The organism is Arthrobacter sp. EM1, from assembly GCF_029964055.1.
In the GTDB taxonomy this organism is placed as follows: Bacteria; Actinomycetota; Actinomycetes; order Actinomycetales; family Micrococcaceae; genus Arthrobacter.
In genome coordinates this window covers 2,472,549-2,485,382 of sequence record NZ_CP124836.1, presented here as the reverse complement: position 1 = coordinate 2,485,382, position 12,834 = coordinate 2,472,549, and the positions used below count along the sequence as shown (strand labels likewise).

Annotated in this window: 8 protein-coding genes and 2 tRNA genes; 7 read left to right on the top strand and 3 right to left on the bottom strand. The window is 65.4% G+C overall.

Going from position 1 to position 12,834, the window contains the following annotated elements:
- Positions 1 to 3: 3 nt before the first annotated feature.
- The 3 genes from QI450_RS11450 to QI450_RS11440 all read left to right on the top strand — a co-directional run bounded on the left by QI450_RS11450 (position 4) and on the right by QI450_RS11440 (position 3,442).
- Positions 4 to 2,973 carry a UPF0182 family protein gene (locus QI450_RS11450; protein WP_226773814.1) on the top strand — a complete coding sequence of 990 codons (2,970 nt, stop codon included), beginning with the start codon at positions 4 to 6 and terminating at the stop codon, positions 2,971 to 2,973.
- Between the two features lie 188 nt (positions 2,974 to 3,161).
- A tRNA-Met gene (locus tag QI450_RS11445) sits at positions 3,162 to 3,235 on the top strand.
- Positions 3,236 to 3,368: 133 nt separating this feature from the next.
- Positions 3,369 to 3,442: transfer RNA gene (locus QI450_RS11440), tRNA-Met, on the top strand.
- Positions 3,443 to 3,510: 68 nt separating this feature from the next.
- On the opposite strand, the gene QI450_RS11435 is transcribed toward QI450_RS11440, so the two are convergent.
- From QI450_RS11435 to QI450_RS11425, 3 genes are all read right to left on the bottom strand, one after another.
- Entirely contained in the window at positions 3,511 to 4,950 is a 1,440-nt protein-coding gene (locus tag QI450_RS11435; RefSeq protein ID WP_226773815.1) for a deoxyribodipyrimidine photo-lyase, read from the bottom strand.
- 135 nt (positions 4,951 to 5,085) lie between these two features.
- Complete coding sequence (locus tag QI450_RS11430; protein ID WP_226773816.1) at positions 5,086 to 5,871, bottom strand: PspA/IM30 family protein; 786 nt, start codon at positions 5,869 to 5,871, stop codon at positions 5,086 to 5,088.
- 124 nt (positions 5,872 to 5,995) lie between these two features.
- Positions 5,996 to 8,029, bottom strand: a complete 2,034-nt coding sequence (locus tag QI450_RS11425) for a TPM domain-containing protein (RefSeq protein WP_282468014.1) — start codon at positions 8,027 to 8,029, stop codon at positions 5,996 to 5,998.
- A 295-nt stretch (positions 8,030 to 8,324) separates the two neighbouring features.
- On the opposite strand from QI450_RS11425, the gene QI450_RS11420 reads away from it, so the two are divergent.
- The 4 genes from QI450_RS11420 to QI450_RS11405 all read left to right on the top strand — a co-directional run bounded on the left by QI450_RS11420 (position 8,325) and on the right by QI450_RS11405 (position 12,786).
- The gene (locus QI450_RS11420) at positions 8,325 to 9,986 is read left to right on the top strand and encodes a trypsin-like peptidase domain-containing protein (protein ID WP_226773706.1); all 1,662 of its coding nucleotides are present in this window, start codon (positions 8,325 to 8,327) and stop codon (positions 9,984 to 9,986) included.
- A 235-nt stretch (positions 9,987 to 10,221) separates the two neighbouring features.
- Positions 10,222 to 11,034, top strand: a complete 813-nt coding sequence (locus QI450_RS11415; RefSeq protein WP_226773707.1) for an electron transfer flavoprotein subunit beta/FixA family protein — start codon at positions 10,222 to 10,224, stop codon at positions 11,032 to 11,034.
- Between the two features lie 14 nt (positions 11,035 to 11,048).
- Positions 11,049 to 12,002 carry an electron transfer flavoprotein subunit alpha/FixB family protein gene (locus QI450_RS11410; protein ID WP_226773708.1) on the top strand — a complete coding sequence of 318 codons (954 nt, stop codon included), beginning with the start codon at positions 11,049 to 11,051 and terminating at the stop codon, positions 12,000 to 12,002.
- Positions 12,003 to 12,006: 4 nt separating this feature from the next.
- Positions 12,007 to 12,786, top strand: a complete 780-nt coding sequence (locus QI450_RS11405; RefSeq protein WP_226773709.1) for a PIG-L deacetylase family protein — start codon at positions 12,007 to 12,009, stop codon at positions 12,784 to 12,786.
- The last annotated feature ends 48 nt before the right edge of the window (positions 12,787 to 12,834 follow it).

Sequence of the window (12,834 nt, the reverse complement as noted above, 5' to 3'; positions counted from 1 at the left end):
AGTTTGTCCCGTCCTGCCAGCACCGTCCCGCCCGGAAGACCCCTGCGACGACGAGGCGCGCTGACGCCGACGTTGATTGTTGTGGCACTGATCGTCGTCGGATTCATCTTCTTCGCCAATGTCTGGACGGACGTCCTCTGGTACCAGCAACTGGGGTACTTCGAAGTGTTCCTGACCGAGAACCTTGCGCGCATCGCCATCTTCGTGGCCGGCTTCGCGCTGATGTTCGCCGCTGTCTTTTTCGCCATCCGGATCGCTTACAACTCCCGTCCGGTCTACGCGCCGGACTCGGAGATCCGGGACAACCTGAACCGCTACCAGGTCCAGCTTGAACCGATCCGCCGCCTCGTTATGATCGGCCTGCCCGTACTCTTCGGCCTGTTCGCCGGGAGCGCCGCGGCCAGCCAGTGGCAGAAGGTGCTGCTGTTCTTCAACCAGGAATCCTTCGGCGAGACCGATCCCCAGTTCGGGCTCGACATCAGCTTCTACCTGATGACCCTGCCCTTCCTGGGCTTCATCACCGGCTTCCTGATCAGTGTCATCATCGTTGCCGGAGTTGCCGGAATTATGACGCATTACCTCTACGGCAGCATCCGCATTATGGAACGCGGCATCTTTACCAGCCGGGCAGCGCAGATCCATCTCGCCGTCTCCGGCGCAGCGTTCCTGCTGCTGCTGGGCGTCAACTTCTGGCTGGACCGGTTCACCTCCGTGCAGAACAGCGGCGGCCGGTGGGCCGGGGCGCTGTACACGGACGTCAACGCCGTGATCCCCACCAAAGCCATTCTGGCCGTCGCCGCTGCCCTGGTTGCGGTGCTGTTTATCGTCGCCGCGGTGATCGGCAAATGGCGCCTGCCGGTGATTGGTACCGCGATGCTCATCATCACCTCTATCCTGGCCGGCGGGGTCTACCCGTGGGTGATCCAGCAGTTCCAGGTCAGGCCCTCGGAGCAGACCCTCGAGAAGAAGTACATTGAGCGCAACATTGCCTTGACCCGCTCGGCATACGGCCTGGACAAGATCCAGGAGACGCGTTACAACGCCACCACCAACGCCACCACAGGGGCCCTGGCGCCGGACGCCCAGACCACAGCCAACATCCGTCTGCTGGACCCCAACCTGATCTCGGACGCATTCTCGCAACTCGAACAGTACCGCCCCTATTACCAGTTCCCGAGCGCGCTTAATGTTGACCGCTACGAGATCGACGGAAAAGTTCAGGACACCGTTATTGCCGTCCGTGAACTGAACCCGGACGGACTGAGCGCCAACCAGCAGTCGTGGCTGAACCGCCACGTCGTCTACACCCACGGCTACGGCGTCGTCGCCGCGAAAGGCAACAAGTTCACGGTTGACGGCAAGCCGGAGTTCCTGCAGTCAGGGATCCCGTCCACGGGCGTGCTAGGTGATGACTCCAGCTATCAGCCGCGGGTCTACTTCGGAGAAAAGTCGCCCGACTACTCCGTAGTGGGGGCACCGGACGGCTCCCAGCACCGCGAGCAGGACCGGCCCGCCAGCAAGGAGGGCGACGGGGAAACGCAGTACACCTTCACCGGCGACGGCGGCCCGAATGTAGGGAGCTTCTTTAACAAGGTCCTGTACGCGATCAAGTTCCAGTCCTCGGACCTTTTGCTCTCCGACGGAGTCAATCCCGAATCGCAGATCCTCTACGACCGCAATCCGCGGGAGCGGGTCCAGAAGGTCGCTCCGTACCTGACCGTGGACGGCAACGCTTACCCCGCAGTTGTGGACGGGCGGGTGAAATGGATTGTGGACGGGTACACCACCAGCCAGTACTACCCGTACTCCCAGCAGGAACAGCTTTCCGCAGCCACCGCCGACTCGCAGACGACCTCCGGGCGGACGGCGTCCTTGCCCAACACCTCGGTCAACTACATCCGGAACTCCGTCAAGGCGACGGTGGATGCCTACGACGGAAAAGTCACACTTTATGCCTGGGACGATCAGGACCCGGTACTGAAGTCCTGGCAGAAAGTCTTCCCGACGTCGTTGAAGCCGTTTTCGGAAATGTCCGGAGCCCTGATGAGCCACGTCCGCTATCCGGAGGACCTCTTTAAGGTCCAGCGGGAGTTGCTGGGCCGCTATCACGTCACCCAGGCCGATAGCTTCTACACCAACAACGATGCCTGGAGCGTCCCGAACGATCCGACAGCCAAGGACGACGTTAATCAGCCGCCCTATTACATGTCGCTGAAGATGCCCAACCAGGACAAGCCAGCCTTCCAGCTGACGTCGTCCTTCATTCCCCAGGTTGTTAACGGGAACGCCCGCAACGTGTTGTACGGGTTCTTGGCGGCCGACTCCGACGCCGGCAGCGAGAAGGGCGTTAAGGCCGAGAGTTATGGCCAGCTCCGCCTCCTGCAGATTCCGCCGGAGGCAAACATCCCCGGTCCGGGGCAGGCGCAGAACAAGTTCAACTCCGACCCCACCGTCTCGCAGGCGCTGAACCTGCTCCGTCAGGGTGCGTCGGCTGTCCTTAATGGCAACCTGCTGACGCTGCCGGCAGGCGGGGGCATGTTGTACGTCCAGCCTGTGTATCTTAAGTCCACTGGCGAAACCTCGTACCCGACGCTGCAGCGCGTCCTGGTGGCGTTTGGTGACAAGATCGGGTTTGCCCCGACGCTCGATGAGGCGTTGAACCAGTTGTTCGGCGGTAAGTCCGGGGCCAGCGCCGGCGATTCGGCCAATAACGGGCAGACGCCCACCGCGCCGGACGGCACACCCGCTCCCGGCTCCGTGGACGCGAAAGCAGAGCTGAAGGCGGCTTTGGACGATGCCAACGCAGCCATCAAAGCAGGCCAGGACGCCCTCGCAAAGGGTGACTTCGCTGCTTATGGCGAGCAGCAGAGGATCCTTTCCGCGGCGCTGCAGCGGGCGATCACTGCTGAGGCCAAGATCGCGACGCCGGTTCCGGCTCCGGCAGCCACCCCGGCGCCGACTCCGAGCAGCTGAGCACGGTCAGCTAATAACGGCCGTCCGCATCACGGGCCGAGGCCGGGTTCGCGCTCCTTGTGAGCGCGGACCCGGCCTTTCGCCTTCTCCTGAGGGTTCGCCGCGTCCTGCGCTGCGGCCCGGGAGACGCACATCACGCCGCCTCGATTTGGCCTCACGTTCACCTGCCGGTAGAGTTAATAGTGCGACGCGGGGTGGAGCAGTTCGGTAGCTCGCTGGGCTCATAACCCAGAGGTCACAGGTTCAAATCCTGTCCCCGCAACTGAAGAGAAAGTCCGGAACACTGTTAACAGTGTTCCGGACTTTCTGTTTTGAGCCGTTGGCGGCGTCCACGGACAGCTGTCAACGGCGGCGGTCCGGCCGGCCACAAAACTAGGGTAGTGTTGATCTAGCGACGCGGGGTGGAGCAGTTCGGTAGCTCGCTGGGCTCATAACCCAGAGGTCACAGGTTCAAATCCTGTCCCCGCAACTGAAGAAGAAAAGGAAAGGCCCGGATCTGTTGATCCGGGCCTTTTGTTTTGGGTCGGTGGCGAAGCCCTAGCCGTCTTTGAGCCGCTGATAGGTCTCCAGCGCCCGGGCCCGGGACTCCGGCAGCCCAACGACCGGTTCCGGATATCCTGTGGCCGGAGTCCCGGCCCTCCACGGTTCGTGGATTGCCTTATCGTCCAAACCGGACAGTTCCGGGAGGTATTTGCGCAGGTAGCGGGCGCTGGCGTCGAACTTCTTGCTTTGGGTGACCGGGTTGAAGATCCGGAAGTACGGCGAGGCGTCGGCGCCGGAGCCAGCCACCCACTGCCAGTTCGCCGGATTGCTGGCGGCATCGGCGTCCACCAGGGTGTCCCAGAACCAGGCCTCGCCGAGCCGCCAGTCGGCCAGCAGGTTCTTGACCAGGAAACTTGCGGCCGCCATCCGGACGCGGTTGTGCATCCAGCCGGTCTGCCAGAGCTGGCGCATCCCGGCGTCGACCAGGGGATAGCCGGTGTTGCCCTGCTGCCAGGCCGCCAGCTCGGCGTCGGAGGGCTTCTGCCAGTCGAAACGGTCAAACTCGGGCCGGAAGTTCCGGGTGGCCAGTTCCGGGTTCTCGTAGAGCAGCTGCCAGCAGAATTCCCGCCAGCCGAGTTCGGAGCGGAAGACGGCTACATCGCCCGGAGCCGCGGGGCCAAAGCGTTCGCGCAGTGCGTGCCAGACCCGGAAAGGGCTGATTTCGCCGAACCGCAGATGCGCGGAGAGCCGGCTGGTGCCCTCGACACCGGGGACGTTGCGGCCGGTGCCGTAGTCCTCCACAGGACCGTCGAGGAAGTCCTCAAGCCGTTCGTGGGCCCCGGCTTCCCCGGGCTGCCAGCTGCCGGCGAGTCCGACGCTCCAGTCCGGCCTCCGGGGGAGCAGCCCCCAGCTGTCGAGCGTGTCGCTGTCCGGAAGCGTTCCCTCCGCGCCCACTGCCGGGGCAGGGAGGCGCCCCGGAGGGTCCAAGGGCAGCCGGGGCTCCGGTGCCTCCAGGCAGGCCCGCCAGAAGGGCGTGAAGACTTTGTAAGGCCCGCCGGCACCGGTCCGGACCGTCCACGGTTCAAACATCAAGTTCGCCTGGAAGCTGGCGGCTGTGAGACCCTGCTCCTTGGCCCAACCCTTGATGCCGGCGTCCACCTCGCGTTCCGGGCCGCCGTAGCGGCGGTTCCAGAGCAATGTCGCGGCTCCGGTTTCGTCCGCGAGCTCCCGGATCACCTCAGCGGCCAGACCGCGGCGCAGCAGCAGTCGGGAGCCTTTGCCCTCAAGCCCGGCAGCAAGATTTGCCAAGGAGTGGTGCAGCCACCACTTCGTGGCGCCGCCGAGGGGCCGCACCCCGGGGGAGGCCTCATCGAGGACATAGACCACGGTCAGCGGCTGACCCAGCGAGGCCGCTTCACTCAAGGCCGGATTGTCGTCCAGCCGGAGGTCGTCGCGGAGCCAGACAATTGTCGAAGAACGGGATCCCAAAGACATGGATCCACGGTACACGCCCTGCCGCGCCGCAGGCACAACAACAAGGGCCGGACCCCTTGGGCCGTCCGGAGACGGTCCAAGGGATCCGGCCCTGGCCGAACGCGCTGCGAAGACCCGGCGGAAACCCGGCCGGGCTTACAGCTTGTCGAAGTCTGCTTCCTCGACGGTGGAGCCTGCGGGGCGGCTCTCACCGGCGGCAAGGGCGGCCGGCGAGCCGCCGGACTTCAGCGCAGCGAGCCTGGCTTCGATCTCGGTCTGCTCGCCAAGGTCCTCAAGTGAGTTGAACTGTGCGTCCAGGCTCGAAGCGGCGAGTTCCTGCTGGCCGCGGACTTTGGCTTCCTCGCGCCGGATCTTCTCTTCGAAACGGCCAACCTCGGAGGTGGGATCCATAAAGTCGATGCTCTTCAACGCATCGTGGACCTGGGTCTGAGCCGCCGCCGTCTTGGAGCGCGCCACGAGTTCGTTGCGCTTGCTGGTGAGCTCGTTGAGCTTTCCCTTCATCTGGTCCAGGCCGTGCTTGAGCTTGTCAACAACCTCGGTTTGAGAGGCGATGCTCGGCTCGGCGGACTTCGCCTCGTTTTCAGCGGACATCTGGCGCTGCAGGGCCACCTTGGCCAGGTTGTCGAACTTCTCTGCGTCGACGGTGTCGCCCCCGGCGCGGTATTCGTCAGCCTTGCGGGAGGCGGCGAGGGCCTTTTTACCCCAGTCCTGGGCGTTTTTGATGTCCTCGTTGTAGTCGTCCTGGAGCATCCGCAGGTTGCCGATGGTCTGGGCGACGGCGGACTCGGCCTCGGCGATGTTGTTGGTGTAATCCCGGACCATCTGGTCGAGCATCTTCTGTGGGTCCTCAGCCTGGTCCAGCAGGGAATTGATGTTGGCCTTCGCCAGCTGCGCCATGCGGCCGAAAATGGACTGCTTCATGGTGTTACCTTTCGTCCTGCTCAGTGGTGCCCACTGAATATCGGTGAACAGTGAAATGTACCGCTTCTACCCGCCAGCCGGAGCGTCCCCGCCGGCGCCTAGTTTCGTGTGGCCAGCGGGCCGGCTAAAAGCTGCCCGAGTCGCCGCCGCCAAAGTCTCCGCCGCCGCCAAAGTCTCCACCGCCGCCCCAGCCGCCGCCGGAGTCTCCGCCGCCGCCCCAACCGCCGCCGCCTCCGCCGTGCAGGATGGAGTTGATGAGGATGCCGCCTAGGATGGCGCCGCCGAGGCCGCCACCGCCGCCGCCGCCGAACATCCCGCCGCGGCCATAGCCCTGGTTGGCGTAGCCGCCGAATTGGTCCACGTCGGACTGTGCCTGCTGCGCTGCCTGGGCAGCGAGATTGTGGGCCTGCTGGGCGTACTGCAGCGCGGTGACGGGGTCCGTGCGGGAAATGGAAAGGGCGTAGTCCAGGTTGCGCTGGGCCTCTGCAAGCCGGGTGCGGGCCTCAGTGCCGACGCCGCCGCGGCGGGCGGTGATGTAGTCCGACGTCGCGCTGATCTGTGCCTGGGCGGACATGATGCTCTGCTGCAGCGAGGCCTGGGCCCGCCGGGCCTGCTCCTGCTGGTCACGAATCCCGGCGAGGGCCGAATCCAACGTCTGGTGCGCCGTTTCGACGCGTTCCAGGGTGGCAATCGGATCAATCTTGCCGCCTTGGATTTCGGCTTTGACCCGGGCCAGTGCCGCTTCGACGGCGGCTACGGGTCCGGCCAGCTCGGGGTGCTCCCCGGACTGGATCATGGCCCTGGCCTGGGCCAGGTCCTGGGAGGTGTCGACGACTGCAGACTCCAGCCCGCTATGTGCCTCCTCGAGGTTGCCGGCGACCTTGGTGATCGCGTCGATGAGCACATTGGTCTGATGAAGGCTTTCTTCAGCTGCCCGGACGGCGACGGCGGCGAGGCTTCCTTCGCCGGCACTGAGCTTCTCCCGGGCCGTTACCGAAGCATTCTGCACAAAGGCGAGCCGCTCCTTGGCTTGGCTGATGTTGTCCGCAACCTGGGCCAGGGCGCTCTCGGCGTACTTGGCGCGCAGCCCGGTGAGGGACTGCTCGGCGCTGGCGATCCTCGCTTCTGCCTCCCCGGCGCCGGAGGCAACGGTGGCCAAGGCCTGCGGGGCGTTCTTTTCAAGCTCACGCAGGGAATCAAAGTCCGCCTTCTGCTCCTGCAGCGAGGAAAGGGCTGACTCGGAGCGGCGGATGATCTCGCCGAGCCAGGTGCGCTGTTGCTCCTCGGTGTCCGGGATGTGGTCGTCGAGCTGTTGCTGCAGCTTGAAGGACTCGGACATGTGGCCCTTGGCGTCCTGCAGGGCCCTTGTGAAGTTGCCGACGGCGGCATCGCCGTACTGCGCCTGGGCAAAGCCAAGCTCCTGCTCGCTGGACTTGATCGCGTCGTCGGCGGCAATCAGCAGCGAGCCGCTCTTGCGGCGCAGTTCCGCTGCGGTGAGCCCGGCAAGCGGGTCCAGATCGGCGCCCTGCTGGTCAGGGTCCGTAGCGGCCCCCCGGGTGGCCCTTTTCCGCCGATTCCGGAAGTACAAGTAGGCGCCGGCCCCGCCAGCTGCTACGACTCCCACACCGACCAGCACGGCGCTGCCGGCGCCGGCGCCCGAGGACACCGAGCCGCTCCCGCCGCCGGCCGCGTCGCCGACGGCAACGGCAGTATCAATGGCCGCCTGGGCAAAGTCGCGCTTGCCGCCGGCCAGATTCGCGACGATCGCATTTTGGCTGATGGTGCTGGTCTTGGAGTAGATGGCGCTGGCCGAATTCGGCGAAAAATAGTACTTGCCGTCGTCGGACATGGCTAGGATGACATCGGCCCGCCCCATGCCCTTTTTCGTTGCCACGGCCTGCGCCCATGCCTTGGGTTCAGCGGGGTTCTCGAACGTCTTTACGGTCACGACGTAGAGGTTGTACTTGTGCTCTTTCAGGAGCTTCTGAACTGCGTCCTGGACCTCGCCCTTGCGGCTGCCGAGTACATTTCCGCTGTCAAGGACATTCTGTCCGGAGGGTATCGTTACCGGGTCCTCGGCCAAGGCTGGAGCGGCCGGAATCGCCAGCAGTCCGGCAACGCCCACGATGGCGAGGAAACGAGTCAAAGCAGACCGCATGGCAACCCTTCAGCACTTCTGCGACCAGTTCGGGCCGAACCGGTCGTCAAGATCGCCGCAGTACCTGCCGCACTGATGTATAGCCGCAGGTCGCTGTGGCAATTCCATTTGATTCTATGGTGCCCCCAAGTGGCCGTCCATCGATGGGAATATGCCACCAGCGAAAAGCGCGGAATGGGTAACTGGAAGCTGTGTCACGGCACGCGGAACCATTCAGCAACCTCCCAGCAAACGTGCGCTTTAGTATCAGTGTGATCGTCCATAGTTAATGCAGACGAGGATGAAAGGAAGTCTTATGACTGAGAACCCAGCGCAGGGCGCGTCAGCAGAGAACCGGGAGCCAGCCGCGCCGCACGAGGGCACTTCAGGGCACCCCCAGGGCGACTCCGCGCCGGACTCAGCGCACGAGAACCCGACACTCCGGCTGGAGCCAACGGCGGACAACGCTCCGCAGCCGGTCTATCCCCAGCATCAGCCGGCGTACGGTGGTCCGCCGGCACCGGTGACGCAACAGTTCGGCGAGGCCCCCGCCCCCGTCCAGCAGGGCCACACCCCGGGCCAGCCCGACCCGCAGCACAGCCCTGCCTTTGGACCGGCGGCCGGCAGCTCCGCCTTTGGCCAGTCCCAGCACCCGCCCAGCCAGTACTCCAGTGGCCAGTCCGCTTCCGGCCAGCCGCAATATGGCGGCTACGGCGGTGCCGTTCCCGGGTCGGCCTACGCGTCCAATCCCGCCCACGCCCCCAAGCGCAAGGCGGCGTTCGGTGTCCCCACCCTCATTGCCAGCATCCTCGCCGCCGGCCTTGTCGGCGGCGGTGTGGTAGCCGGAACCACCCAGTTGCTCGGGGGCGGCGGAGGCGTCACCTCCACCGGAACCAGCAACAGCAGCAGCCAGGCCGGTCCTGTCATTGTGAACAACCGGGATGATGTTAATGCCATCACCGCGGCTGCCGTGAAGGCCACGCCAAGCGTCGTGACCATCAAGGCATCAAGCGGCAGCGGCGGTGGTACCGGCTCCGGCATAATTTTGGACACTGACGGCCACGTCCTGACGAACACGCACGTTGTTACCCTCGACGGCACGGCGGCCAACGCCGCGATTGAAGTCCGCCTGAGTGACGGCAAGGTCTACAGTGCAAAGGTCGTCGGCACCGACCCGCTCTCAGATCTTGCAGTCGTGCAGATCCAGAACGCCTCCGGGCTGGTACCGGCTGTCCTGGGCGATTCCGGCAAGCTGAACGTCGGCGACACCGCCGTCGCGATCGGCTCGCCCCTCGGCCTGACGGGAACCGTGACGGATGGCATTGTGTCGACGCTGAACCGCACCATCAGCGTCGCTTCGTCGGCAGTGCCGAAGCAAGGGGCGGACAGCTCCCAGGGCGGCGGACAGGGCTTCCAGTTTGCCCCGCCGGACGGCGGGCAGGGGCAAAGCACCACTAACCAAGGCAGCATCGCGATCAACGTGATCCAGACCGATGCGGCCATCAACCCGGGAAACTCCGGCGGCGCCCTGATCAATACCAAGGGTGAGGTCATCGGCGTGAACGTCGCAATCGCCTCGGCCGGCGGCGACACCGCGAGCAGCGGAAACATCGGCGTGGGCTTCAGCATTCCGATTAACAACGCCAAGCGGATTGCGCAGGAGATCATCAGCGGCGGCAAGGCGACCCACGGCCAATTTGGTGTCAGTGTCAAGCAGAAGGCTGCCGGCAGCGCAGCGTCCGGATTCTCCGTCGGAGCCGAGGTTGCCACTGTTGAACCAGGTTCCGCAGCGGACAAGGCTGGCCTCAAAGTCGGCGACGTCGTGACGAAGTTCCAGGACCTCACCATCAGCGATCCGAACCAGCTCACTGCCGCCGTGCGCGAGCAGGCCGCCGGGGCCTCGGTGAAGGTCACGGTCCTGCGCAGCGGCAAGGAGCAGCAACTCGATGTGACCCTCGGGGCTGCAGCCGAGCAGTAGGAACGGTTCGCTCGGCCAGGTAGAGGGCCGGGAGGCGCCGTCAGGTGCCGCCCGGCCCTCTGGCTGTGCACGGCACTGCCGCGGGGACGCCCGCAGCCCTGACACAGGCCTTAACCGGGCCGCGTCCGTGCTCGCCGATATGGTTAGCTAGGAGAAACCCGGCTCCCCGGGCGTTCCGTGGCCACGACCCCACCCGGCTGGCTGTCCACCCGCATGGAAGGCTGCTGTAAACACAGTGGAAGAGACATTGAAGATCATCGTGCTGGTCAAGCACGTCCCGGACGCACAGTTCGACCGGCACCTCACCGGAGCGGGCAACACAACAGACCGCTCCGAGAGCATCCTGTCCGAACTTGATGAGTACGCCCTCGAAGCCGCACTCCAGCTGATCGAGGCCCGCGGCGGGGAAGCGGCCGGCAACAGGGTCATCGCACTGAGTATGGGCCCTGCCGGTGCCGTCAACGCGGTGAAGAAGTCCCTGCAGATTGGTGCCAGCGAAGGCGTCCACCTCAGCGACGACGCTCTGGCCGGTTCCGACGCCGCGGCCACCTCGCTTGCGCTGGCCGCCGCCATCCGCCACCTTGGCGCGGACACCCCGGCGGACCTTATCCTCACTGGCATGGCCTCCACCGACGGCGAGACCTCCCTGGTCCCGGCCCAGCTCGCGGAACGCCTGGACCTGCCGCAGGTCACCTTCGCGTCCTCGCTGGAACTCGACGGCGCCACGCTCACCGCCCGCCGCGACGGCGATGCCCACGCCGACACCGTCGAGGCAACGCTGCCCGCCCTCGTCTCGGTCACGGACCAGATCAATGACCCCCGGTACCCGAATTTCAAGGGCATTATGGCCGCCAAGAAGAAAACCATCACCACGTTGAGCCTTGCCGACATCGGCGTCGACCCGGCGCACGTCGGACGGTCAGGTTCCTGGACCGCCGTCGAATCCGCCGAGGCACGCCCGGCGCGCACCGCCGGCACCATCATCACCGACGAGGGCGATGCCGGCATCAAGCTGGTCGAGTTCCTGGCCGCCCAGAAGCTGCTCTAAGGGGATTCCCAGACATGGCAAAAGTACTCGTATTCATTGACAACCCCGGCCAGGCCCTGAAGAAGGCCAGCCTGGAGCTGCTCACCATTGCCCGGTACCTTGGGGAGCCGGCGGTCGCCCTCATCGGGGAACTTCACGACGACGTCGCAGCAACCCTGGGAGCCTATGGCGCCCAAATGCTGTACCGGCCGTCCGCAGCGGACCTCGACGACTACCTCGTCGGCCCCAAGGCCTCCTACCTGGCAGCCGCGGTCCACGCCGCCGATGCCACCGTCGTCTTGACCGAGAACTCGGCGGAAGCCAGAGAAATCGCTGCGAGGCTCGGCATCAAGCTGGGCGCCGGAGTCATCACCGACGTCGTCGCCGTGGACGCTGACGGAACCGCGCACAAGTCCGTGCTGGCCGGTTCCTACATCACCACAGCGAAGGCCACGACGCCGGTCGCTGTCCTGACCGTCAAAGCCAACAGCATCACGCCGGAGCCTGCCGTCACCGGCACGGCGCCGGCCACCGTCACCGTCGAGGTACCGGAGACTGCCCCCGCGGCGTCGGCCAGGATTACGGCCCGCAACGAGAAGGCCGCCAGCGGCCGTCCGGAGCTCACCGAGGCGCGGATCGTTGTGGCCGGCGGCCGCGGCGTTGACGGCAACTTTGGCCCGGTCGAAGACCTCGCCGATGCCCTCGGTGCTGCCATCGGCGCTTCCCGCGCCGCAACTGACGCAGGCTGGATCGGCCACGACGCGCAGATCGGCCAGACCGGCAAGACCGTTTCGCCCCAGCTGTACATCTCCGCAGGCATCTCCGGGGCTATCCAGCAGAAGGCCGGCATGCAGACTGCCACAGTGATCGTGGCCGTGAACAAGGACGCTGAATCGCCCATCTTCGAGATCGCCGACTTCGGCATCGTGGGGGACCTTTTTACAGTCCTGCCGCAGGCCACCGAAGAAATCAAGAAGCGCCGGGGCTGACCCGTTGGACACCCTTAGCCCCTCGGCGCCAAGCCCGTTTGATTCGGAGCACGAACGGATCGAACGGGTGCTGTGCTTCGCCGCCCACCCGGACGACATCGATTTCGGTGCCGCCGGCACCGTAGCGGCCTGGACCGCTTCCGGCATAGACGTCAGCTACTGCATCATGACCGACGGCGACGCGGGCGGCTTTGACCCCGGAGAGAGGGACGAGATCGTCCGGCTGCGGAATGAGGAACAACGCCGTGCCGCTGCCCTGGTCGGGGTGAGTGACATTTACTATCTGCACGAGCGCGACGGGTACCTCGAGCCCACCCACGACGTGATCCGCGAGGTGGTTCGGCTGATCCGCCAGATCCGGCCCGACGTTGTGCTCTCGATGCATCCGGAACGGAATTGGACCAGGATCCAGAAGAGCCACCCCGACCACCTGGCGGTGGGGGAGGCGGTGACCCGGGCGGTGTATCCGGCGTTGGAGAACCCGTTTGCGTATCCGGAGCTGGCCGAGGCCGGACTTCCGGCCTATAAGTTGCCGTGGCTGTGGCTTTTCGCCGGGCCTGCGGAACGTGAAAACCACGTTGTGGATGTGACGGAACAGGTGGAGGACAAACTCGCCGCCATCCATATCCACGTCAGTCAGCACCCCGACATCGAGGCCATGGACCGCACCGTCCGTGGGCTCATGCTCCGGACAGCGGAACGCGGCGGGTTCCCGGCCGGCCGCAGCGCGGAGGCGTTCCACGTCGTTGCAATCAACGGGCCAGGGACCATCGCCGGGTTCTAGTCTGACCTGAGCTGCGCGAACAAAAAGCCGCCCAGGCCTTGATCCCTG

What these genes read in the sequence shown, in the direction of transcription:
- QI450_RS11435 (WP_226773815.1), bottom strand. Translation starts at nt 4,950, where the DNA reads ATGTCTTTGGGATCCCGTTCTTCGACAATTGTCTGGCTCCGCGACGAC.
- QI450_RS11430 (WP_226773816.1), bottom strand. Translation starts at nt 5,871, where the DNA reads ATGAAGCAGTCCATTTTCGGCCGCATGGCGCAGCTGGCGAAGGCCAAC.
- QI450_RS11425 (WP_282468014.1), bottom strand. Translation starts at nt 8,029, where the DNA reads ATGCGGTCTGCTTTGACTCGTTTCCTCGCCATCGTGGGCGTTGCCGGA.
- QI450_RS11420 (WP_226773706.1), top strand. Translation starts at nt 8,325, where the DNA reads ATGACTGAGAACCCAGCGCAGGGCGCGTCAGCAGAGAACCGGGAGCCA.
- QI450_RS11410 (WP_226773708.1), top strand. Translation starts at nt 11,049, where the DNA reads ATGGCAAAAGTACTCGTATTCATTGACAACCCCGGCCAGGCCCTGAAG.